We start from the raw sequence: 24,033 nt of genomic DNA, 5'->3' as shown, positions 1-24,033 counted from the left end.
AAGTGCCGGGCGTCTTGCTTCTTTGAGCAGGCAGTTCTGGTTAGCACCGGTAAATCGGGCAGTGCAATTAATTGGCCACTCTTCTGGAAACATTTTGAATCAATAACCGCAGGGGTTCGGCTGAGCAATGACTTCATCAATGCTGGGGAATCAGCCCCGGGATTGGGGAAATCCGGGCACAAAAAAACCGCTGCCCCCGAAGGAGCAGCGGTTCTTCGAAAGACCGCGTTAAGGCTTAGTAGCCCAGTGCGAAGTTTTCTTCTTTCATGTCCATCAGGTTGTTGGCGCCCGACAGCATGGTGGCCACGTGCGTACGGGTACGCGGCAGGATGCGCTGGAAGTAGAACCGCGCGGTTTGCAGCTTGGCGGTGTAGAACGCCTCGTCGCTGGTGCCGGCAGCCAGTTTTTCAGCAGCCAGACGCGCCATGTCGGCCCAGAAGTAGGCCAGGCAGGCGTAACCGGAGTACATCAGGTAGTCCACGGAGGCCGCGCCGACTTCTTCGCGATCTTTCATGGCGGCCATCCCGACCTTCATGGTCAGCTCGCCCCACTCTTTGTTCAGTGCAGCCAACGGTGCGACGAACTCTTTGACGGCTTCGTTGCCTTCGTTGTTCTGGCAGAACTTGTGGACGATCTTGGTGAAGCCTTTGAGAGCCTCGCCTTGAGTCATCAGCACTTTACGGCCCAGCAGGTCGAGTGCCTGGATGCCGGTGGTGCCTTCGTACAGCATCGAGATGCGGCTGTCGCGAACGTTCTGCTCCATGCCCCACTCGGCGATGAAGCCGTGGCCGCCATAGATCTGTACGCCGTGGTTGGCGGATTCGAAACCGACTTCGGTCATGAACGCTTTGGCGATCGGAGTCATGAAGGCCAGCAGTGCGTCGGCTTTCTTCTTCTCTTCTTCGTCCACGCCGTATTTGACGATGTCGACCTGTTTGGCAGTGAAGTACACCATCGCACGGTTGCCTTCGGCGAATGCCTTCATGGTCAACAGCATGCGGCGTACGTCTGGATGAACGATGATCGGGTCAGCGGCCTTGTCCGGCGCTTTCGGGCCAGTCAGGGAACGCATTTGCAGGCGATCGCGAGCATATTTCAGGCCGCCCTGGAAGCCGATTTCAGCGTGGGCCAGACCTTGCAGCGCGGTACCCAGACGTGCGGTGTTCATGAAGGTGAACATGCAGTTCAGGCCTTTGTTCGCCGGGCCGATCAGGAAACCGGTCGCGCCGTCGAAGTTCATCACGCAGGTCGCGTTGCCGTGGATGCCCATCTTGTGTTCGATCGAACCGCAGGTCACGGCGTTGCGTGCTCCGACGGTGCCATCAGCATTCGGCATGAACTTCGGCACGATGAACAGCGAGATGCCTTTGGTGCCGGCCGGTGCGTCCGGCAGGCGGGCCAGCACGATGTGGACGATGTTGTCGGCCATGTCGTGTTCACCGGCCGAGATGAAGATCTTGGTGCCGGAAACTTTGTAGGAACCGTCGGCCTGAGGTTCGGCCTTGGTGCGCAGCATACCCAGGTCGGTGCCGCAGTGCGGCTCGGTCAGGCACATGGTGCCGGTCCACTCACCGGAGACCAGTTTGGTCAGATAGGCTTCCTGCTGCTCTGGGGTGCCGTGCTCGGAGATGGTGTTCATCGCGCCGTGCGACAGGCCCGGGTACATGCCCCACGACCAGTTGGCTTCGCCGACCATCTCGCTGACTGCCAGACCCAGCGACTCAGGCAGACCCTGACCGCCGTGCTCGACGTCATGGGCCAGGCTTGGCCAGCCGCCTTCCACGAATTGCTTGTAGGCCTCTTTGAAGCCGGCCGGGGTTTTCACGCCGGACTCGCTCCAGGTGCAGCCTTCGGTGTCACCCACGCGGTTCAGCGGTGCCAGCACCTGCTCACAAAACTTGGCGCCCTCTTCGAGAATGGCGTCAACCATGTCCGGCGTTGCGTCTGCGCACGCTGGAAGGCTCTGATAGTGCGCTTCGTAGCCGAGCAGTTCGTCACGAACGAAGCGAATATCACGCAAGGGGGCCTTGTAGTCAGGCATAGCGATAAACCTCTGCTGATGTAACCGGGAATGAACGACCGCGTTGATTTGTTGTGACGGTCAAACAGTTGTTTGAAACATACGTTTACGCCGAAATCTTGTCAAGCGTCGTTCTTTTGCCATTCGTCATCACATTTTCCGAACGCCGGACACAGCAGCGCGACATGCGCCCGACCGGGCCATGTGCACTGAAAAAAGATTAGTTGAGGGAGAAGGACTTACAACGAAAAACGCCGCGAACAGTCGCGGCGTCTGGCAAAGCGCGGATCAAAAAATCAGGCGAATGTATCGATGATCGTACCGAGCATTTCATCGGAAGCCTTGGCGACTTTCACGCCCAGTTCCGCCTGAAACTTGCCTTGGGCCATCTCGACCATGTTACTCGCCAGGTCCGATTGCTGGGCGCGATCCACGGAACGCAGACGATCGACCTGCACTTCCGAAGACTGGCTGGTGACCGAACGCTCGATGGTGCTGCTGGCGATCTGGCTGGCGGCCTGATCGACGCGGTTCTGCCCGGTCTGAATGGTGCTCAGACCTGCATAAAAAGCTGTGTTTCCGGAGATTTCCATGGGAGCTCTCATCCTTGGGAAGGATCAATGGGTGCCATTGAACCAGAGGCGTCAGAAAAACACCCGTCAAAAACACTAATGGCACAGTGCCTTGTCATAGCCAAAATCAGTCGAGCAGATCCAGTTGCAAGTGATCGGCGACCGCTTCAGCGCTGACGGCTTTGAGTTTCGGCACCCGCCCCAGGCACGGTGCCGGAATCCGCTCGGCCAGTGTCGCCAGGTTTTCCTCCAGCCGCGAGGTCTTCGGATCAATGATGTTCGCCACCCAACCGGCCAGTTGCAGCCCGTCACGAGCGATCGCTTCGGCGGTGAGCAATGCATGGCTGATACACCCAAGACGCACGCCGACCACCAGAATCACCGGCAACTTCAACGCAATCGCCAGATCCGACAAATTGTCCTGATCCGCCAACGGCACCCGCCAGCCACCAGCGCCTTCGATCAGCGTGAAGTCGGCGTTCATGGCCAGAATCTCGCGCATCGGCGCCAGCAACGATTGCACGGTCAGCGCCACACCCGCCTCACGCGCTGCCAGATGCGGCGCGATCGCCGGCTCGAACGCCACCGGATTGACCTGTTGATACGTCAGCGGCAACGAGCATTCGGCCTGCAACGCCAGCGCATCGGAATTGCGCAAACCTCTGGGCGTCACCACACAACCGGACGCCACCGGTTTGCCCGCCGCCGTACTCAGCCCCGCCGACCGCGCAGCGTGCAGCAACCCGGCGGCGACGGTGGTCTTGCCAACGTCAGTGTCGGTTCCGGTGATGAAATAGGCTGCGCTCATAAGGGTTTCTCCAACACGGCGTAGACCACCTGATAAGTCGCCGGCAAGCCTTGCGGCTGACGGAACTGCTCGTAGGCTTCGACCAGCCCCAGAATCCGCGCCCGTCCGGTCAATCCACCCGGCCGGCCAGGGTTCAGGTTATGCGCGCCCAGGGCCTTGAGTTCATGGGTCAGGCTACGCACATCCGGGTAATGCAGCACATGCGGCCGGTTCTCCAGACAAACATTGCGCAAACCACTGGCTGCGCACAATTGCTCGTAGCGGGCGAACTCGCGGAAGCGGTTGACGTGCACCAGGCCATCGACCTGACGCCAGCTGTCGCGCAATTCGTACAGCGTCCCTACACAAAGACTAGCAAACGCGAAAATCCCCCCCGGTTTCAGCACCCGAAACGCTTCGGCGAGCACCGCTTCGAAGTCCGCGCACCACTGCACGGCGAGGCTGGAGAAGATCAGATCGCAGGTCGAATCCTGCAACGGCAAACGTTCGGCATCGCCAGCAATGAAGTGTGTGGCCCCGCCCAACGGCCGCGCGTGATTGAGCATGCCTTCAGCGATATCGAGCGCCAGCCCCTCACCAAATCGCTCGGCCAGCGCCCGAGTGAAATACCCGGTGCCGCAGCCCAGATCCAGCCAGCATGCCGGCCGAAAATCCGCCGGCAAGCGATTCATCAACTGCGTACCGACATCGCGCTGCAACTCGGCGACACTGTCGTAGCTGGCCGCTGCGCGAGAAAAAGAAGCCGCGACCTGGCGCTTGTCAGGCAAGCCGCCGGGCAACGCCGCAACAGACAAATCAGTCATCACCGCACTCACTTAAAAACGCCTGGATCGCGCCGGCCACACCATGGGGGTCTTCCAGAAGAAACGCATGGCTGGCCTGCTCGATCAGACCAACTTCGACATCTGCCAGCAACGCGAACAACTCGCCCGCAGCCTCCGCCGGCACCAACCCGTCCAGTCCGCCAAACAGATGCAATTGCGGGCCCCGAAACGCCTGCAAGGCTTCGCGCGTATCGATCTGCGCCAACAATTCCAGACCGGCCATCAACGTGGCCGGCGAGGTATTCGGCGCGCCGCCGAGCAACAGCCGCGACAAGCCACGCGCATCTTGCGCGCCTTGGGCACACAGCAGAGAGAATCGCTTGAGAGTCGTGCGCGGGTCGGCGCTGCAGCCGGCCAGAAACGCATCGAAGGTCTCGCCGGGCATCGCGCTCGGCCACTGTTCATGGGCGACAAACGAAGGATTGCTCGCCAGGGTCAGCAAGCCGCAGCAATGTTCGCCACGCCGCGCCGCCAGCTCGGAAGCGAGCATGCCGCCCAGCGACCAGCCGCCGAGCCAGGCATCTTCGGGGATGCGCTCATCGAGTTCGTCGAGCCAGTCCTGCAGATCGCTGGAGTCCAGTTCCGGCAGCGGCTCGATATCGACCTGCAGGTGTTCGTCGAGTCCGCGCAACGCAGCGGCCAACGGCTCCAGCGGCGAAACGCCGAGCCCCCAACCCGGTAGCAGAATCAGGCGATCACGCATGGCTTGGCTCCGACTTGAGTTGCGCAAAGCAATCGGCCAGTCCTTCTAACAATAGCTGCACCTGCGCCTCGCTGTGGGCAGCGGTCAGCGTCACCCGCAACCGCGCGCTGCCGGCAGGCACGGTCGGCGGGCGGATCGCGGTAACCATCAGCCCACGCTCACGCAGCATCTGCGACAGACGCACGGCGCGGCCGGCATCGCCGATCAGGATCGGCTGGATCGGCGTGAAGCTGTCCATCAACTCCAGGCCGATCTGTTCGGCGCCGTGACGGAACTGGCGGATCAGCGTCTGCAGATGCTCGCGACGCCAGTGCTCGCTACGCAGCAGTTCCAGACTTTTCAACGTTGCACAGGCCAGCGCCGGTGGCTGGCTGGTGGTGTAGATGTAGGGGCGGGCGAACTGGATCAGACTTTCGATCAGCTCTTCACTGCCGGCCACAAAGGCGCCAGCCGTACCGAACGCTTTGCCGAGCGTGCCGACCAGCACCGGCACGTCCTCCTGGCTCAAACCGAAATGCTCGACGATCCCGCCACCGTTTGCCCCCAGCGGGCCGAAACCGTGGGCGTCGTCGACCATCAGCCAGGCGCCTTTCGCTTTGGTTTCCCGGGCCAGCGCCGGCAGATCGGCGAGGTCGCCGTCCATGCTGAACACGCCGTCAGTGACCACCAGCGTATTGCCGGTGGCTTTCTCCAGACGCTTGGCGAGGCTGTCGGCGTCGTTGTGCAGATAACGATTGAATCGCGCGCCGGACAACAGGCCGGCATCCAGCAACGAGGCATGATTGAGCCGGTCTTCCAGCACCGTATCGCCCTGCCCGACCAATGCGGTGACCGCGCCAAGGTTGGCCATGTAACCGGTGGTGAACAACAGCGCACGCGGCCGTCCAGTTAAGTCGGCCAAGGCTTCTTCCAGTGCGTGATGCGGACCGCTGTGACCGATCACCAGATGCGAAGCACCGCCGCCGACGCCCCACTTCGACGCACCGGCGCGCCAGGCTTCGATCACTTGCGGATGATTGGCCAGGCCCAGGTAATCGTTGTTGCAGAACGCCAGCAACGGCTGACCGTCGACCACCACTTCCGGCCCTTGCGGGCTTTCAAGCAGCGGGCGCTGGCGATAGAGATTTTCGGCACGACGGGCAGCAAGGCGTGCGGCGAGATCGAAAGACATGCAAGCCTCGACATTCAAGTGACACAGATCCCTTGTGGGAGCGAGCCTGCTCGCGAAGAGGCCTTCACATCCGACATCAATGTCGACTGAAGCACCGCTTTCGCGAGCAAGCTCGCTCCCACAGGGGTTTGCATTCCTTCAGAGGAATCCGCGCAGTTTTTTACACCGCCGCGTTGTAGAACTGCTCGCTGCTCTTCTGCTCCACCAGCGCCTGTTCGATGGCAGCCTGATGCACTTCGTCGGCGTGCTCTTCGCGGGCTTCCGGCTGAATGCCCAGACGTGCAAACAGTTGCATGTCCTTGTCGGCCTGCGGGTTGGCGGTGGTCAGCAGTTTGTCGCCGTAGAAGATCGAGTTGGCGCCGGCGAAGAAGGCCAGGGCCTGCATCTGCTCGTTCATCGCTTCGCGGCCGGCGGACAGGCGCACGTGGGATTGCGGCATCAGGATGCGCGCCACGGCAAGCATGCGGATGAAATCGAACGGATCGACGTCGTCGGCGTTTTCCAGCGGCGTGCCGGCAACTTTTACCAGCATGTTTATCGGCACCGATTCCGGATGCTCCGGCAGGTTGGCCAGCTGAATCAGCAGGTTCGCGCGGTCATCGAGGGACTCGCCCATGCCGAGAATGCCGCCGGAGCAGATTTTCATCCCCGCGTCACGCACGTAGGCCAGGGTTTGCAGGCGCTCGCTGTAGGTGCGGGTGGTGATGATGCTGCCGTAGAACTCAGGCGAGGTGTCGAGGTTGTGGTTGTAGTAGTCGAGCCCGGCCTTGGCCAGTGCTTCGGTCTGATCCTGATCGAGACGACCGAGGGTCATGCAGGTTTCCAGGCCCATGGCCTTCACGCCTTCGACCATCTTCAGCACGTACGGCATGTCCTTGGCCGACGGGTGCTTCCACGCCGCACCCATGCAGAAACGGGTCGAACCGATGGCCTTGGCGCGGGCAGCCTCTTCGAGGACCTTCTGCACTTCCATCAGCTTTTCTTTTTCCAGCCCGGTGTTGTAGTGACCGGACTGCGGACAATATTTGCAATCTTCCGGGCAGGCGCCGGTCTTGATCGACAGCAGGGTGGAAACCTGGACGCGGTTGGCGTCGAAATGCGCGCGGTGCACCGTCTGCGCCTGGAACAGCAAGTCGTTGAATGGCTGAACGAAGAGTGCTTTGACTTCGGCCAAAGTCCAGTCGTGACGCAGGGTGGCAGTGGTGCTGGCGCTCATGGGCGATTCCTTGGTTATGCTTGGCTGGCGCCTGGGGAAACGGAATACCCACAGGCACGACACGGATGTTCGGCATATTTAAGGAAGAGTCATGCGCTGTCAACCACACTACGAACGGCCGGTTTACATCTGGTTAAAAAACAAACAACGCTGTTTATTGTGCGACGAACCGGCAGACGCGCAAATCCCGATCTGCACCGCCTGCGAAACCGATCTGCCGTGGCTGGGCGATCAGTGCCTGACCTGCGCCCTGCCCTTGCCCGCTGACGGCCTGACTTGTGGTGGCTGCCTGCAGGATCCGCCGGCCTTTGAGCAAGTGGCTGTGCCCTGGATTTATGGCTTTCCGGTGGACACGCTGATCACCCGTTTCAAGCACAACGGCAAATGGCCGCTTGGCCACTTGCTCGCCGACGTTCTCGGCGAGTTCCTGCAACATCGCTTCGAAGAAGACCTGCCTCGCCCGGACGCCCTGCTGCCGGTTCCACTTGCACCGAAACGCCTGCGCCAACGCGGCTTCAATCAAGCGGCGATGCTGGCGCAGTGGCTGGGCAAGTCACTCGACCTGCCTTGCGAGGAACACAGCCTTTTGCGCGTGCAGGATACCGACGCCCAGCAGGCCCTCAACGCCAAAGCGCGTAAACGCAATCTGCGTCACGCCTTCGCCTTGAGCCCCGATGCCCAGGTGCAAGGCCGGCACCTGGCCCTGGTCGACGACGTGCTGACCACCGGCGCCACCGCCCAGGCGCTGGCCCGGTTGCTGATGGACGCCGGCGCCGCGCGGGTGGATGTTTACTGCCTGGCCCGCACGCCAAAACCCGGCGACGCGGCTTGACGGATACGCCTCGAGCCGCCAACGTCCTCCCTCAACCTTTCAGCACAAAGCGTCCGCCATGTCCCTGCCCTCTCTGTTGTCCCAGCACATCGTCCGCCGTCCGCAGCGCATCGCCTTGCTGCAACACATCGCCGAACAGGGTTCGATCACCCGCGCCGCGAAAAGCGCCGGCCTGAGTTACAAGGCGGCGTGGGATGCCATCGATGAGCTGAACAACCTCGCGCAGAAACCGCTGGTCGAGCGAGCGGTCGGCGGCAAGGGTGGCGGTGGCGCCAAACTGTCGAGCGAAGGCGAGCGGGTGCTGCGCCTCTATCAAAAGCTGCAAGCCTTGCAGGCCCAGGTGCTGGAAGCGGCCGAGGACGCCAGCGATCTGGACCTGCTCGGTCGGCTGATGCTCAGGACCAGCGCGCGCAATCAGTTGCACGGCAAAGTCGTGCTGATCGAGGGTCAGGGCCGCAACGACCTGATCCGCCTCGAACTCGCCGAAGGTCTGTCGATCGAGGCACAGATCACCCACGACAGCACCGTGCACCTGGAGCTGCAACCGGGCACCGAAGTGGTGGCGCTGATCAAGGCCGGCTGGCTCGAACTGCTCGCGCCAGAGGCCACGCCCGCCGTCGGCCACAACCTTCTGAGCGGTCGGATCGAGGCGATTCTCGATGCCGAAGACGGCCCGAGCGAAGTGCGCATCGCCCTGCCCAATGGCCAGACCCTGTGCGCGCTGGCCGAACCGCTGGACTTGCGCACTCGTGGCCTGACGGTCGAGCAAGCGGTGCAAGTGCAGTTTTCCCCGTCTAATGTGCTGCTCGGAACACCGCTCTAAACGACGCTGCAACGAAAGCGTCATCGACCCGCATTAAGGTGGCTGCCAAAACCATGCAGGGAGCCTGATGTGAGCCTATTAGAAGAAAACCAATCCACAGACCTGGAAAAAATGGTCGGCCTGAGCCGTCGCGGTTTCATCAGCGCCGGCGCGCTGTGCGGCGCGGCGATGTTCCTCGGCGGCAACCTGCTGAGCCGCAGCGTGCTGGCCGCCAGTGTCAGCGCCGGTAACAGCCGTCTGCTCGGCTTCGACAGCATTCCGGCGGCCACCACCGACGTCATCAGCCTGCCCAAAGGCTACAAGTCGTCGGTACTGATCAGTTGGGGCCAGCCGTTGCAAAAGAACGGCCCGGCCTTCGACCCGAGCGGCAACGGCACAGCGGCTGCACAAGAAGTGCAGTTCGGCGACAACAACGACGGTATGAGCCTGTTCGAATTCCCGGGCGAGAAAAACCGCGCGTTGATGGCGATCAACAACGAATACACCAACTACCGCTACCTCTATCCGCACGGCGGCATGCCGCAATCGGCCGAGGACGTGCGCAAGGCCCTGGCCTGTGAAGGCGTGTCGGTGATTGAGGTGCAACGCAAGAACGGCCAGTGGCAGTTCGTCCAGGGCTCGCGCTACAACCGGCGCATCCACGGTAACTCGCCGCTGCGCATCAGCGGCCCGGCCGCCGGTCACGAGCTGATGAAAACCAGCGCCGACAAGCACGGCAAGAAAGTCCTCGGCACCTTCCAGAACTGCGCCAACGGCAAGACGCCGTGGGGCACCTATCTGACCTGCGAAGAGAACTTCACCGACTGCTTCGGCAGCAGCAACGCCCAGCAACAGTTCGACCCGGCGCAGAAGCGCTACGGCGTGTCGGCCGCCAGCCGCGAGATCAACTGGCACCCGTTCGATCCGCGCTTCGACATGGCGAAGAACCCGAACGAGCTCAACCGTCACGGCTGGGTCGTGGAAATCGACCCGTTCGACCCGCAATCGACCCCGGTCAAACGCACCGCGCTGGGCCGCTTCAAACATGAAAACGCCGCACTGGCCGAGACCGATGACGGTCGCGCCGTGGTGTACATGGGCGACGACGAACGCGGCGAGTTCATCTACAAATTCGTCAGCCGCGACAAGATCAACCACCGCAACGCCAAGGCCAACCGCGACATCCTCGATCACGGCACGCTGTACGTGGCCAAGTTCGATGCCGGCGACGGCAACCCGGATCACCCGAAAGGCCAGGGCCAGTGGATCGAACTGACCCACGGCAAGAACGGCATCGACGCCAGCAGCGGTTTCGCCGATCAGGCCGAAGTGCTGATTCACGCACGTCTCGCCGCCAGTGTGGTCGGCGCCACGCGCATGGACCGTCCGGAATGGATCGTGGTCAGCCCGAAAGACGGCCAGGTCTATTGCACCCTGACCAACAACGCCAAGCGCGGCGAAGACGGCCAACCGGTGGGCGGGCCGAACCCGCGCGAGAAGAACGTCTACGGGCAGATCCTGCGCTGGCGCACCGACCGCGACGATCACGCAGCGAAGACTTTCGCCTGGGATCTGTTCGTGGTCGCCGGCAACCCGGGCGTGCATGCAGGTACGCCGAAGGGCGGTTCGTCGAACATCACCCCGCAGAACATGTTCAACAGCCCCGACGGCCTCGGTTTCGACAAGGCCGGACGGTTGTGGATTCTCACCGACGGCGATTCGAGCAACGCTGGTGATTTTGCCGGGATGGGCAACAACCAGATGCTCTGCGCCGACCCTGCGACCGGTGAGATTCGCCGGTTCATGGTCGGGCCGATCGGCTGTGAAGTCACCGGGATCAGTTTCTCGCCGGATCAGAAAACCCTGTTCGTCGGGATTCAGCACCCGGGCGAGAACGGCGGTTCGACCTTCCCCGAGCACCTGCCGAACGGCAAGCCACGCTCATCGGTGATGGCGATTACCCGTGAGGATGGCGGGATCGTCGGCGCCTGATCTGACGACGCTCTGATCGTTCCCGTGCGCTGCGCGGGAACGATCCCACTCAAGACAGCCCGTCTGCGCTACCATGCTGAGCCGGACGCGGCAGCCTGCTGCGCGCAGGAGTCAGCATGGCCCACCCGTTTGAAACCCTCACCCCAGACCTCGTGCTCGATGCCGTCGAAAGCATCGGCTTCCTGAGCGACGCGCGCATTCTGGCGCTCAACAGTTATGAAAACCGCGTCTATCAGGTCGGCATCGAAGACTCGGAACCGCTGATCGCCAAGTTCTATCGCCCGCAGCGCTGGACCAACGAAGCGATTCTGGAAGAACACCAGTTCACCTTCGAACTGGCCGACGTCGAAATCCCGGTGGTGGCGCCATTGATCCACAACGGCGAAACCCTGCACGAACACGCCGGCTTTCGTTTCACCCTGTTTCCCCGTCGCGGTGGCCGGGCGCCGGAGCCGGGCAATCTCGACCAGTTGTATCGCCTCGGCCAGTTGCTCGGGCGCATGCACGCGGTCGGCGGCACCAAACCGTTCGAGCACCGCGAAGCGTTGGCCGTGAAGAACTTCGGCCATGACTCGCTGACCACTTTGCTGGAAGGCAACTTCATACCGAAAAGCCTGCTGCCGGCCTACGAATCGGTCGCCCGCGACCTGCTCAAGCGTGTGGAAGACGTCTACGCCAACACACCGCACCAGAACATCCGCATGCACGGCGACTGCCACCCCGGCAACATGATGTGCCGCGACGAGATGTTCCACATCGTCGACCTCGACGACTGCCGCATGGGGCCGGCGGTGCAGGACATCTGGATGATGCTCGCCGGCGACCGTCAGGATTGTCTGGGGCAGTTGTCGGAATTGATGGACGGCTACAACGAATTCCACGACTTCGACCCGCGCGAACTGGCGCTGATCGAACCGTTGCGCGCCCTGCGCCTGATGCATTACAGCGCGTGGCTGGCCCGGCGCTGGGACGATCCGGCGTTCCCCCGCAGCTTTCCTTGGTTCGGCAGCGAGCGGTATTGGGGCGATCAGGTGCTGGCGTTGCGCGAGCAACTGGCGGCGTTGAACGAAGAGCCGTTGAAGCTTTTCTGACACGACACGTCTATACAACTGCCCGTACAATCGCTGCTTTGTTAGCTGCCTAAGCAAGGATTCTGCATGCAAGCCGCCAACCCGCGTCGCGGGTACATTCTGGGCCTTAGCGCCTACATCATCTGGGGCCTGTTCCCGCTCTACTTCAAAGCCATCGCCGAAGTGCCGGCAGTGGAAATCATCATCCACCGGGTGCTGTGGTCGGCACTGTTCGGCGCGCTGCTGTTGATGGTGTGGAAGCATCCCGGCTGGTGGCAGGAACTGCGCGACAACCCGAAACGCCTGGCGATTCTCGCGCTCAGCGGCACCTTGATCGCGGCCAACTGGCTGACCTACGTGTGGTCGGTGAACAACGGCCGGATGCTGGAAGCGAGCCTCGGTTACTACATCAACCCACTGGTGAACGTGCTGCTGGGCATGCTGATTCTCGGCGAACGCCTGCGGCGCATGCAGTGGCTGGCGGTCGGTCTGGCAGCGGTGGGTGTGGCGCAGCAGGTGTGGCAGGTGGGCAGTCTGCCGTGGGTGTCGCTGGTGCTGGCGCTGACCTTCGGTTTCTACGGGCTGATCCGCAAGCAGGCGCCGGTCAAGGCGCTGCCGGGGCTGGTGGTGGAAACCTGGATGCTGGTGCCGATCGCCCTCGCGTGGCTGCTGTTCAATCCGACCGCAACCAGTGCCCAGGCCGAGTTCTGGACCACCTCCGAAGCCTGGTGGCTGGTGGCGGCCGGTCCGGTGACGCTGGTGCCGCTGGTGTGCTTCAACGCGGCGGCGCGGCATCTGCCCTACACCACCCTCGGTTTCCTGCAATACCTGGCGCCGACTTTGGTACTGCTGCAAGCCGTGCTGCTGTTCGGCGAGCACTTGTCGTCCAGCACGCTGATCGCTTTCATGTTTATCTGGGCCGGTCTGGCGGTGTACAGCGTCGATGCGTGGCTGAGTCTGCGCCGGCGCAGCTGATCAAAAAACGCACAAACCTCCACAGGCCACGGTTCTCGTGGCCTGCATCGTTCCTTCCCAAGGTTATCCACAGCGTGATCCCCGCCGTTTGTGCGCAAGTCACTGAATGCTGGCGGTTTTTTGATCAATCTTCGCCAAGCCACGGCGGACGTGGTCTGGCGCTCAGTCTCTACAGGTTATCCACAGGCAGGTGCACGTTTAAACTGGATAACCCGATCCGTTCTCAGGGATCGGTGCGCAGCACCAGTTCCACCATCAAATCATCGGCAAGGGTTTCCAGGCGCGATTGCAGCACGTCCAGCGACAGGGTCAGCGGCACCGCCAGAATCGCCTCGGCGTGAAACAGCGGTTCACTGCTCATCGGCGCTGGACGCACTTCGGTCACCAACCTTTCGAGGTTGACGCCCTGCTCGCTCAACAGCCGGGTGATATCACGCACGATGCCCGGGCGATCATTGCCCACCAGCTCCATGGCGATCGGTTTCCAGGTGCAGGCCTGCTCGATGCCGCTTTCGGCCACCAGCACGCGAATTCCCTGAGCCGACAAAGCTTGTAGGGCATCGACTAATTCGTCGTAAGCCTCCGCCGGCACGCCCACCCGCAGGATCCCGGCGAACTGCCCGGCCATGCGTGACATGCGGCTTTCCAGCCAGTTACCGCCATGTTCGGCGATGCATTGGGCGATGCGCTCGACCTGCCCGGGCTTGTCCGGTGCGAAGACGGTGAGTACGAGGTGATCCATGGCGCAGCCCTCTTGTCATGACTTTTGTTATAGAAAAGCAAGTATAGGCAAGCGTTCGACAGACGCCTCAGACGCTCGAAATCACAAATCGTGTACAACTTTTTATATTTAACTGGAACAATCCATTGGTTTTTTGAGAACATCCCGTTCCGCGCCGTGACCGCAATGCGTCATGGGGTCGCAGAACGACGTAATTAGTCTGATTTTCACAACCGCAACTCATCATGTAGTATGCCGCAGCGCGCACTACATAACGCTGGATCGATGTCTGCCCAAGGCACGTTCGCAACCCTGAAAGCCCCGTCAGCAAGGCCCCCAAGCCGTTGATTGGTCCCAGCCCAGCCGCCAGCGATGGCATGTACTGGTCGAGAGGTTTGTGGTTTAAATGGCCAGAGGCTTCATTGTTAAATTGAAGAGCTGAAAAGCGAAATAGCTGAGCAGAGTGAGGCAAGCAATGACTGAACACGTTCAAGTCGGTGGCCTGCAGGTCGCCAAAGTCCTGTTCGACTTCGTGAACAACGAAGCCATTCCCGGTACCGGCCTCACCGCCGACAAATTCTGGGAAGGTGCCGACAAGGTCATTCACGACCTGGCGCCGAAGAACAAAGCCCTACTCGCCAAACGCGATGACTTCCAGGCTCGTATCGATGGCTGGCACCAGAGCCGTGCCGGTCAGCCGCACGACGCCGTGGCCTATAAAGCCTTCCTGCAAGAGATCGGTTATCTGCTGCCAGAAGCGGCTGATTTCCAGGCAACGACGCAAAACGTCGATGACGAAATCGCCCGTACCGCCGGCCCGCAACTCGTGGTTCCGGTGATGAACGCCCGCTTCGCCCTCAACGCCTCGAACGCCCGCTGGGGCTCGCTGTACGACGCCCTGTATGGCACCGACGCCATCAGCGAAGCCGGCGGCGCGGAAAAAGGCAAAGGCTACAACAAGGTGCGTGGCGACAAAGTCATCGCCTTCGCCCGTGCGTTCCTCGACGAAGCCGCGCCACTGGCAACCGGCTCCCACGTCGATTCCACCGGCTACAAGATTGCTGACGGCAAACTGGTCGTCACCCTCAAGGGCGGCAGCACCAGCGGCCTGCGCAACGAAGCTCAACTGATCGGCTTCCAGGGCGACGCCAATGCGCCGATCGCGATCCTGCTGAAAAACAACGGCCTGCATTTCGAAATCCAGATCGACGCCAGCACCCCGGTCGGCCAGACCGATGCCGCCGGCGTCAAAGACATCCTGATGGAAGCGGCGCTGACCACCATCATGGACTGCGAAGACTCCGTGGCTGCCGTCGATGCCGACGACAAGGTTGTGATCTACCGCAACTGGCTCGGCCTGATGAAGGGCGACCTGGCGGAATCCGTGTCCAAGGGCGGCCAGACCTTCACCCGTACCATGAACCCGGATCGCACCTACACCAAGGTCGACGGCAGCGAACTGACCCTGCACGGCCGTTCGCTGTTGTTCGTGCGTAACGTCGGTCACCTGATGACCATCGACGCGATCCTCGACAAGCACGGCAACGAAGTGCCGGAAGGCATCCTCGACGGTCTGGTGACTTGCCTGGCGGCGATGCACAACCTGAGCGGCAACACTTCGCGCAAGAACACCCGCACCGGTTCCGTGTACATCGTTAAACCGAAGATGCACGGCCCGGAAGAAGCGGCGTTCACCAACGAGCTGTTCGGTCGCATCGAAGACGTGCTGGGCCTCAAGCGCAACACCCTGAAAGTCGGGATCATGGACGAGGAGCGCCGTACCACGGTCAACCTCAAGGCCTGCATCCAGGCCGCCAGCGAGCGCGTGGTGTTCATCAACACCGGTTTCCTCGACCGCACCGGCGACGAAATCCACACTTCCATGGAAGCCGGCCCGATGGTGCGCAAGGCGGACATGAAGGCCGAGAAGTGGATCGGCGCCTACGAGAACTGGAACGTCGATATCGGTCTGAGCACCGGCCTGCAAGGTCGTGCGCAAATCGGTAAAGGCATGTGGGCAATGCCCGACCTGATGGCCGCGATGCTCGAACAGAAAATCGCTCACCCGCTGGCCGGCGCCAACACTGCCTGGGTTCCGTCGCCGACCGCCGCTGCGCTGCACGCGCTGCATTACCACAAGGTCGACGTGTTCGCCCGTCAGGCCGAACTGGCCAAGCGTGCCCGCGCTTCGGTCGATGACATCCTGACCATCCCGCTGGCGGTCAACCCGAACTGGACCCCGGAGCAGATCAAGAACGAACTGGACAACAACGCCCAGGGCATTCTCGGTTACGTGGTGCGCTGGATCGACCAGGGCGTGGGTTGCTCGAAAGTGCCGGACATCAACGACGTCGGCCTGATGGAAGACCGTGCGACGCTGCGTATCTCCAGCCAGCACATCGCCAACTGGCTGCGCCACGGCGTGGTGACCGAAGCGCAAGTGATGGAAAGCCTCAAGCGCATGGCGCCGGTGGTGGACCGTCAGAACGCCAACGACCCGCTGTACCGTCCGCTGGCCCCGAACTTCGACAGCAACATCGCCTTCCAGGCGGCGGTCGAACTGGTGATCGAGGGCACCAAACAGCCGAACGGCTACACCGAGCCGGTCCTGCACCGTCGTCGTCGCGAGTTCAAGGCTGCGAACGGCCTGTAACCTGCGCTGATGCGGTACATGAAAAAGCCCTGATCTTTTGATCAGGGCTTTTTTGTTTGCGCCGGATTGGCTAGGGCTCGATGCCCAGCTCATGCTTGACCAGTCCAAGCAATTTGGCGGTATCAATCGGCTTGAGCAAAAAGTCCACCACGCTCAAATGCATCGCCGCAATCGCGTCCTTCACGTCCGCATCGCCCGAGACAATGATGATCGGCATCGCCGCCCGTACCGACTCGCGCACCTGCCGGATCAGGTCCAGCCCGCCGACATTGCCCATCCGCAGATCGGTGATCACAAGACCGATGGAGGGTTTTTCCTCGAGCATCTTCAGGGCGGACTCGCCGCTGGCCGCGGTCAGGCAGCGAATGCCATCCAGTGCCAGGATCTCCGACAACAACTCGCGGGCATCCTTGTCGTCGTCGACGATCAGTACCCGCTGCGGTGGCAGGTCGGGTTCCAGCATGACGGCGCTGAGCGCTTCCCGCTCGGCGTCGCTCAAAATATCGTGGTCGGACATGGCGTTCTCTACGTTTTCAAATCGATCCCCTGGCACAGTGGTCAGACATCGCTGGGCAGAGCTTCAATGTGCACTTCGTCGGATTTTTTTCCAAGGGGCGAACCGAAGAATTTCCGACTGATTTTGTAGGGCATATCCGAAAACTCCCCAACGGCATGCCCAACCTAGACTTACGTCCAATGGGCACCCCGCGCGATGGGGTCGACCATGGCTGCAACGATCCGACAACAACAATTCGAAAAAGACTGCGGTAATGGTTATGAGTAAAGCGGACGCCTTCACCCAGGCAGGGAAAACCGCGGTGTTGCAGAACATTCAGGGCACTTTGCAATTCCTCCAGCGCTTCCCCCCATTCAATCAAATGGAACATGCCCACCTGGCCTATCTGGTGGAGCAATGCCAGCTGCGCTTCTACGGTCAGGGCGAAAGCATCATCAAACCCGCCGACGGGCCGGTCGAACACTTCTACATCGTCAAGCAAGGCCGGGTGGTCGGCGAGCGGCCGCACACGGCCAAGGGCGGCACCGAAACCACGTTTGAAATCACCACCGGCGAGTGTTTTCCCCTCGCGGCGCTGCTCGGCGAACGGGCGACTCGCACCGAGCACCTGGCCGGCGAAGACACCTTCTGCCTGCAACTGAACAAACTGGCGTTCATCAAGCTGTTCGCCCTCTCCAGCACCTTCCGCGATTTCGCCCTGCGCGGGGTCAGCAGCCTGCTCGATCAGGTCAATCAGCAAGTCCAGCAGAAAGCCGTGGAAACCCTCGGCACCCAGTATTCGCTGAACACCCGCCTCGGCGAATTGGCCATGCGCCATCCGGTGACCTGCAGCCCCTCCACCCCACTGCGCGAAGCGGTGAAGCTGATGCACGAACAACAGGTCGGCAGCATCGTCGCGGTGGACGAGCAAAAGGCGCCGCTGGGGATTTTCACCCTGCGCGACCTGCGCCATGTAGTGGCTGAAGGGGTTGGCGATTTCAGCGAGCCGATCGAACGCCACATGACCCGCTCGCCGTTCTATCTGTCGCCGGATCACAGCGCCTTCGACGCCGCGATCGCCATGACCGAACGGCACATCGCCCACGTGTGCCTGGTCAAGGATCGACGCCTGTGCGGTGTGGTTTCCGAGCGGGATCTGTTCTCGCTGCAACGGGTCGATCTGGTGCACCTGGCGCGGACCATTCGCAGCGCCCAGCGGGTCGAACAACTGGTGACCCTGCGCGGCGAGATCGGCCAACTGGTGGAGCGCATGCTCGCTCACGGCGCATCGTCGACCCAGATCACCCATATCATCACCCTGCTCAACGATCACACCGTGTGCCGGGTGATCGAACTGACCCTCGCCGAAAAAGGCGACCCCGGCGTGCCGTTCAGCTGGCTGTGCTTCGGCAGCGAAGGCCGGCGCGAGCAGACGCTGCACACCGATCAGGACAACGGCATTCTGTTCGACGCACGGGATGCGGCCCATGCGGCGGAGATTCGCGGCAAGCTGCTGCCCATCGCCCAACAGATCAATAACAGCCTGGCGCAATGCGGCTTCACCCTGTGCAAGGGCAACGTCATGGCCGGTAATCCGCAGCTGTGTCTGTCCCGCGCCGAATGGGCCCGACGTTTTGCCGCGTTCATTCGCGAGGCGACGCCGGAGAACCTGCTGGGCTCAAGCATTTATTTCGACCTGCGGGTGGTCTGGGGTGATGAACAAGGCTGCGAGCAGTTGCGCCGGGGGATTCTCGATCAGGTCGCTGATAACCGACTGTTCCAACGGATGATGGCCGAGAACGCCTTGCGCAACCGTCCACCAGTAGGACGTTTCCGCGAGTTCGTGCTGACGAAAAAGAACGGCGAGAAAGCCACGCTGGACCTGAAAATCCAGGGCCTGACCCCGTTTGTCGACGGCGCCCGCCTGCTGGCGCTGGCCCATGGCATCGATGCCAACAACACCCTCGAACGCTTCCGCCAGCTTGTGGATAAAGAAGTCATCGACCGGCTGGATGGCGCCGCGTACGAAGAGGCGTATCACTTCATCCAGCAAACGCGCATGCAACAGCATCAACTGCAGACCCGGGAAAACCTGCCGTACTCGAACCGGGTCGATCCCGACAGCCTCAATCATCTGGACCGGCGCATCCTGCGTGAATCCCTGCGCCAGGCTCAGCGCCTGCAAAGCAGCCTGACCTTGCGGTATCAGCTATGAGCCTGTTTTCGTGGCTGCGTCCGGCCAGCCCCGTCGTGCCGGACGACCTGCAGCAACGCCTGACGAAACTGCCGGCCATCGGCGAACTGCGTGAATGCAGTCTGCGCGAACAACGCTGGGTGGTGCTGGATCTGGAAACCACCGGACTGAACCTGAGCAAGGATCGGGTGCTGTCGATTGGCGCGGTGGTGATCGAGGACGGCGCGATCGACTTCAGCCAGCAGTTCGAACGCACCTTGCAATGTCGTGAGCTGAAACTCGGCCCGAGCGTGTTGATTCACGGTCTGGCACCGAGCGCGATTGCCGCCGGCAGCGAGCCCACGGAAGCGCTGGTCGAGCTGCTGGAGTTTATCGGCGACAGTCCGGTGCTGGCGTTTCACGCTTCGTTCGACCAGCACATGCTCGGCCGCGCACTGAAGGAACATCTGGGGCACAAGTTGCAGACAGTGTTTCTCGATGTGGCGCAGATCGCCCCGCTGGTTTGCCCGCAGGCGCATATTCGCGAGGCGGGGCTGGACGAGTGGATCGACTGGTTCAAGCTCGAAGTCTTCGAGCGCCACCATGCAAGTGCCGATGCGCTGGCCACTGCGGAACTGGCGCTGATCCTGTTCAGCCGGGCACGCCAGCAACAGATCCACAGTCCGCTGAATCTGCAGCAACGCCTGAGTCAGTGGAAACGCCGCCAGCAGACGCATTCGTTCTGAATCCGGGTTGTCGCCCGACAACCCGACCGGTGGCCAATTGCTAACCATTCCCACCTCTGCCACAATCGCGAACAATTCTCGTTAGTTAACACTTCCCAGTCGGTGTCGTCGTGTCTTCAGCCCAAAGCCCTCACAGTGAGCTCGTCGGTGCGTTGTATCGCGACCACCGCGGCTGGCTGCTGGCCTGGCTGCGCCGCAACGTGGCTTGCCCGCAACGCGCCGAAGACCTGAGCCAGGACACCTTCGTCCGCCTGCTCGGCCGCGATGAACTGCTGACGCCTCGCGAACCCCGGGCGTTTCTGGTGGCGATCGCCAAAGGCTTGTTGTTCGACTACTTCCGCCGGGCGGCGCTTGAACAGGCGTATCTGACCGAACTGATGCTGATCCCCGAGGGCGAACAGCCGTCGGTCGAAGAACAGCAACTGATCCTCGAAGACCTCAAGGCCATCGACCGCATGCTCGGCAAGCTGTCGACCAAGGCCCGCGCCGCTTTCCTCTATAACCGCCTCGATGGTCTAACCCACGCCGAGATCGCCGACAAACTCGGCGTGTCGGTCCCGCGCGTGCGTCAGTACCTGGCCCAGGGCATCCGCCAGTGCTACGTCGCGTTGTACGGTGAGCCGACATGAGCCCGGCCAGTTCCCGACCGGTCCCGGCCCATGTGCTGGATGCGGCGATTGCCTGGCAATTGACCCTCGATTCCAGCACGCCGCTGGAGCGCGAAGAGTTCGCCAAATGGCACGCGGCCAATGAAGAACACGCTCGCGCCTGGCGTCAGTTGGGCATGCTCGACCAGCGTTTCAGCGTGGCCAACGGTCCGGCACGCACCGCGTTGCTGCAATCGCGCGAAGGCATCCGCCGTCGGGTGCGCAAGCTGGGCAGCGGGCTGGCCAGTGTGGTGGCGGTGGTCGGTCTGGCGTTGTTTGCCGGCGAGCGTTATCTGCCACTGGATTACTGGCTCGCCGATCAACGCACCGCCACCGGCGAACAGCGCACCGTGCGTCTGGCCGATGGCACCGTGCTCAACCTCAATACCCACAGCGCGGTGGATGTCCGCTTTGATGAGAAGCGGCGGCTGATCGTGTTGCAGGAAGGCGAAATCCTCGTCGAAACCGGTCACGGCGATGCGCGGCCGTTCATCGTCGAAACCGCCGAGGGCAGCATGCGCGCCCTGGGCACGCGGTTCCTGGTCAAACGCGAAGACGCCGGCACGCGCCTGAGCGTGTTGCAGTCGGCGGTCGCGGCGCATCCACAATCCGATCCCAAGGAACAGATCCTGCGCGAAGGCCAGCAAGTGCTGATCCGCAACAACGGTCTGGATTCGGTAGTGGCGCTCAACCCCGGCGCCGATGCCTGGACCCGCGGCATGCTGGTGGTGGACAACGCGCGCCTTGAAGACCTGGTGCATGAACTCGGCCGCTATCGTCGCGGCCATCTGGGTATTGCGCCGGAAGTCGCCGACCTGCGCATCACCGGCAGCTTCCCGCTGCACGACACCGACAAGGCGCTGAACGCCCTGTTGCCGACCCTGCCGGTGCAGATCGAGCAGCACACGCCATGGTGGGTGACCGTGGCCAAGGCGGATCCGAAGCCCTGACATTCAGCGCTGCCTGAGCAATCACTGTCGCGAGCAGGTCGCGACAGAAACACCCATCACACCCCATGAAAACGGACTTTCTGCTGACTTGTGCAGCCATGTCGTTCGTTAATCGAAATTATTTTCATCCAGCCCTATCACTTTTCGAATCTCGTCCGGCACACAGGCAATTGAGAAATATTTCCATTCAGGAGCCGCCGTATGTCCCGTTCGCTAGACACCTTGTTGCGCCCCAGTTTGCTGGCGGTCGCCATTGCCCTCTGCACCCCGCTGGCCAGCAGCCAACTGATCGCCGCTGAACAGGCGTCGAGCGTACGCGCCTACAACCTGCCGGCGGCTCCGTTGTCGACCACCCTGAACCAGATCGCCAGCCAGGGCGGCCTCACGCTGTCGCTGAACCCGTCGCTGGCGGCGGGCAAGACCTCGGCGCCGGTCAACGGCCAATATGACGCGGCCGGCGCCCTGCGCGCGGCCCTGCGCGGCACCGGTCTGCAGCTGGAACAGAGCAGCGCCGGCACCTACACCCTGGTCGCCGTGCCGGAAGGCGTGATGGCCCTGCCGGAAACCTCGGTGATCGGCGTGGAAAACTATGAAAGCGCCTGGGGCCCGGTCGAAGGCTACACCGCCACCCGCACCGCCGCCGGCACCAAGACCGACACCGCGCTGGTCGAAGCACCGCGTTCGATTTCGGTCGCCACTCGCCAGCAAATGGAAGACCGTGGCGTGCACAGCCTCGATGACGCCGTGCGCTACATGCCGGGTATCACCGCCAGCAGCTACGGCAGCGACACCCGCGCCGACTGGCTGCGCGTTCGCGGTTTCGAACCGACCCAGTTCCTCGACGGCCTGCCGCTGCCAAAAGGCGTGTACGCCAACCCGAAACAGGAAACCTGGAACCTCGACCGCCTCGCCCTGCTGCGCGGCCCGGCCTCGTCCGTCTACGGCCAGACCCCGCCGGGCGGCCTGCTGGACATGGTCAGCCGTCGCCCGAGCGATGTGCAGAGCAGCGAAATCCAGCTGCAATACGGCAGCGACAACCACCGTCAGATCAACTTCGCCAGCACCGGCAAGATCGACGACGCCGGCCAGTTTCTCTACGGCCTCAGCGGTGTGGTGCGTGACAGCGGCACCCAGGTCGACCACGTCGACAACAAGCGCTACAACATCGCGCCGAGCCTGACCTGGAACATCGACGACGACACCAAATTCACCCTGCTGACCCAATTCACCCGCGACGATACCGGCATCACCAGCCAGTTCCTGCCGGTGCAGGGCACCAAGATCGACATGCCGTTCGGCAAAGTATCCCACCACAAGAATCTGGGCGATCCGGACTGGGAATACTACGACCGCACCTATTACGCGCTGGGCTATGCCTTCGAACATCGCCTGAACGATGTGTGGCAGTTCAAACAGAACCTGCGCTACACCAAGTCGGATCTGTCGTTCCAGGGCATTACCGTCGGCTCGTATCCGTTCACTCAAGTGGACAATGACGGCAACGTCGGCCGCTCGACCACCATCGTCGACGAAGACATCAGCCAGTTCGCCGTGGACAACAACTTCCAGGCCGACTTCGCCACCGGCGACATCCGCCACACCCTGCTGCTGGGTCTGGATCACCAGCGCAGCAACACCAACTACACCTCGATCTTCGGCAGCGCGCCGGACATCAACGTGAACAACCCGATCCATGGTCAGCCGATCGTGCGTCCGGCGCGCTCCACCGCGTTCTATGACTACAACCAGAAGACCTACCAGACCGGCCTCTACGTCCAGGACCAAATGGCCCTGGATCAATGGCGTCTGACCCTCGGCGGTCGTGAAGACTGGGTGCACACCGGTACGAAGTTCATCAACAAGGCCGATGCGACCAACACCGACCGCGACAAGGCCTTCAGCGGCAACGCAGCGATCAGCTACGTGTTCGACTCCGGTTTCGTACCGTACCTGTCGTACGCCGAATCCTTCCAGCCGACCAGCGGCGCCGATGCCTCTTCGACCGAATCGCTCAAACCGACCGAAGGCAAGCAGTGGGAACTGGGCATCAAGTACCAGCCACCGGGTAGCAAGACTCTGCTGACTGCGGCCGTGTATGACCTGACCCAGAAAAACGTTTCGGTCAGCTCGTTCGTCAACGGCGTATCCATCACCAGCCAGACCGGCGAAGTGAAGGTCAAAGGCCTGGAGCTGGAAGCCGTCTCCGACGTCACCGACAACCTGAAGGTCATCGCCGCGTACACCCTGGCCAAGTCCGAAGTGCAGAACGGCGCCGACAAGGGCAACCGCCTGCAACTGATGCCGAACCAGCAAGCCTCGCTGTGGGCCGATTACACCTGGCACAGCGGCGTGCTCGACGGCTTCGGCATCGGCGCCGGCGCGCGCTACACGGGCAACACTTACGGCGACAAAGCCAACACCTGGCTGGGCAAGGCGGACGCCTACACCGTGTTCGACGCCGCCGTGCATTACGACCTCGGCCGTCTGGACAACAGCCTCAAAGGCGCGTCGCTGGCACTCAACGCCACCAACCTGCTGGACAAGGACTACATTTCCACCTGCGACAGCTTCTACTGCTACTACGGCGACCAGCGCAGTGTCGTCGCCAGCGCCACCTACAAGTGGTAAGCGCCTGAGCTGAAACAGGCCCTGCAACCAGGCC

20 protein-coding genes are annotated in these 24,033 nt (G+C 62.0%); 11 read left to right on the top strand and 9 right to left on the bottom strand.

The window, feature by feature from the left end; translation table 11 throughout:
* Positions 1-235: 235 nt before the first annotated feature.
* The 7 genes from PMI24_RS27295 to bioB form a co-directional block, all read right to left on the bottom strand.
* Positions 236-2,041 (bottom strand): phenylacyl-CoA dehydrogenase, encoded by a 1,806-nt coding sequence (locus PMI24_RS27295; RefSeq protein WP_007959857.1) that lies wholly within the window; start codon positions 2,039-2,041, stop codon positions 236-238.
* Between the two features lie 275 nt (positions 2,042-2,316).
* Entirely contained in the window at positions 2,317-2,613 is a 297-nt protein-coding gene (locus PMI24_RS27290; RefSeq protein ID WP_007959856.1) for a hypothetical protein, read from the bottom strand.
* Positions 2,614-2,719: 106 nt separating this feature from the next.
* Positions 2,720-3,400, bottom strand: a complete 681-nt coding sequence (gene bioD, locus PMI24_RS27285) for a dethiobiotin synthase (protein ID WP_007959854.1) — start codon at positions 3,398-3,400, stop codon at positions 2,720-2,722.
* Complete coding sequence (gene bioC, locus PMI24_RS27280; RefSeq protein ID WP_007959852.1) at positions 3,397-4,203, bottom strand: malonyl-ACP O-methyltransferase BioC; 807 nt, start codon at positions 4,201-4,203, stop codon at positions 3,397-3,399. The genes bioD and bioC overlap by 4 nt, the downstream gene beginning before the upstream one ends.
* The gene (locus tag PMI24_RS27275) at positions 4,196-4,927 is read right to left on the bottom strand and encodes an alpha/beta fold hydrolase (RefSeq protein WP_007959850.1); all 732 of its coding nucleotides are present in this window, start codon (positions 4,925-4,927) and stop codon (positions 4,196-4,198) included. Before PMI24_RS27275 ends, bioC begins: the two co-directional genes overlap by 8 nt.
* Positions 4,920-6,098, bottom strand: a complete 1,179-nt coding sequence (bioF, locus tag PMI24_RS27270) for an 8-amino-7-oxononanoate synthase (RefSeq protein ID WP_007959842.1) — start codon at positions 6,096-6,098, stop codon at positions 4,920-4,922. The genes PMI24_RS27275 and bioF overlap by 8 nt, the downstream gene beginning before the upstream one ends.
* 160 nt (positions 6,099-6,258) lie before the next feature.
* The gene (gene bioB / locus PMI24_RS27265; RefSeq protein WP_007959840.1) at positions 6,259-7,314 is read right to left on the bottom strand and encodes a biotin synthase BioB; all 1,056 of its coding nucleotides are present in this window, start codon (positions 7,312-7,314) and stop codon (positions 6,259-6,261) included.
* 91 nt (positions 7,315-7,405) lie between these two features.
* On the opposite strand from bioB, the gene PMI24_RS27260 reads away from it, so the two are divergent.
* From PMI24_RS27260 to rarD, 5 genes are all read left to right on the top strand, one after another.
* Positions 7,406-8,146, top strand: coding sequence for a ComF family protein (locus PMI24_RS27260; RefSeq protein WP_007959838.1), 741 nt, complete (start codon positions 7,406-7,408; stop codon positions 8,144-8,146).
* A 58-nt stretch (positions 8,147-8,204) separates the two neighbouring features.
* A complete protein-coding gene (locus tag PMI24_RS27255; protein ID WP_007959836.1) occupies positions 8,205-8,969 on the top strand; it encodes a TOBE domain-containing protein in 765 nt (254 codons plus the stop codon).
* A 69-nt stretch (positions 8,970-9,038) separates the two neighbouring features.
* On the top strand, positions 9,039-10,940 hold the full coding sequence (locus PMI24_RS27250; RefSeq protein ID WP_007959833.1) for a PhoX family protein: 1,902 nt from the start codon (positions 9,039-9,041) through the stop codon (positions 10,938-10,940).
* Positions 10,941-11,056: 116 nt separating this feature from the next.
* Positions 11,057-12,031, top strand: a complete 975-nt coding sequence (locus tag PMI24_RS27245) for a serine/threonine protein kinase (RefSeq protein ID WP_007959832.1) — start codon at positions 11,057-11,059, stop codon at positions 12,029-12,031.
* Positions 12,032-12,097: 66 nt separating this feature from the next.
* Complete coding sequence (gene rarD / locus PMI24_RS27240) at positions 12,098-12,985, top strand: EamA family transporter RarD (protein ID WP_007959831.1); 888 nt, start codon at positions 12,098-12,100, stop codon at positions 12,983-12,985.
* Between the two features lie 223 nt (positions 12,986-13,208).
* On the opposite strand, the gene PMI24_RS27235 is transcribed toward rarD, so the two are convergent.
* Positions 13,209-13,727, bottom strand: a complete 519-nt coding sequence (locus tag PMI24_RS27235; RefSeq protein WP_007959830.1) for a glycine cleavage system protein R — start codon at positions 13,725-13,727, stop codon at positions 13,209-13,211.
* 454 nt (positions 13,728-14,181) lie between these two features.
* On the opposite strand from PMI24_RS27235, the gene PMI24_RS27230 reads away from it, so the two are divergent.
* Positions 14,182-16,359 carry a malate synthase G gene (locus tag PMI24_RS27230; RefSeq protein WP_007959829.1) on the top strand — a complete coding sequence of 726 codons (2,178 nt, stop codon included), beginning with the start codon at positions 14,182-14,184 and terminating at the stop codon, positions 16,357-16,359.
* Between the two features lie 70 nt (positions 16,360-16,429).
* Here PMI24_RS27230 and PMI24_RS27225 read toward each other — a convergent pair whose 3' ends face one another.
* Positions 16,430-16,876, bottom strand: coding sequence for a response regulator (locus PMI24_RS27225; protein ID WP_007959828.1), 447 nt, complete (start codon positions 16,874-16,876; stop codon positions 16,430-16,432).
* A gap of 253 nt (positions 16,877-17,129) precedes the next feature.
* Here PMI24_RS27225 and PMI24_RS27220 point away from each other — a divergent pair, with 253 nt between their 5' ends.
* From PMI24_RS27220 to PMI24_RS27200, 5 genes are all read left to right on the top strand, one after another.
* A complete protein-coding gene (locus PMI24_RS27220) occupies positions 17,130-19,070 on the top strand; it encodes a putative nucleotidyltransferase substrate binding domain-containing protein (RefSeq protein WP_045121910.1) in 1,941 nt (646 codons plus the stop codon).
* A complete protein-coding gene (locus PMI24_RS27215) occupies positions 19,067-19,774 on the top strand; it encodes a 3'-5' exonuclease (protein WP_007959826.1) in 708 nt (235 codons plus the stop codon). The genes PMI24_RS27220 and PMI24_RS27215 overlap by 4 nt, the downstream gene beginning before the upstream one ends.
* A 110-nt stretch (positions 19,775-19,884) precedes the next feature.
* Complete coding sequence (locus tag PMI24_RS27210; RefSeq protein WP_045121909.1) at positions 19,885-20,403, top strand: RNA polymerase sigma factor; 519 nt, start codon at positions 19,885-19,887, stop codon at positions 20,401-20,403.
* Positions 20,400-21,371, top strand: coding sequence for a FecR family protein (locus PMI24_RS27205; RefSeq protein ID WP_007959823.1), 972 nt, complete (start codon positions 20,400-20,402; stop codon positions 21,369-21,371). Before PMI24_RS27210 ends, PMI24_RS27205 begins: the two co-directional genes overlap by 4 nt.
* Positions 21,372-21,572: 201 nt before the next feature.
* Positions 21,573-23,999: a TonB-dependent siderophore receptor gene (locus PMI24_RS27200; RefSeq protein ID WP_007959822.1), complete on the top strand. Its 2,427-nt coding sequence runs from the start codon at positions 21,573-21,575 to the stop codon at positions 23,997-23,999.
* Positions 24,000-24,033 lie beyond the last annotated feature (34 nt).

The sequence above is a fragment of the Pseudomonas sp. GM25 genome (genome assembly GCF_000282255.1).
GTDB lineage: Bacteria > Pseudomonadota > Gammaproteobacteria > Pseudomonadales > Pseudomonadaceae > Aquipseudomonas > Aquipseudomonas aphyarum.
Note: the sequence above shows the minus strand (reverse complement) of the source record. Positions and strands in the feature narration are given on the sequence as shown.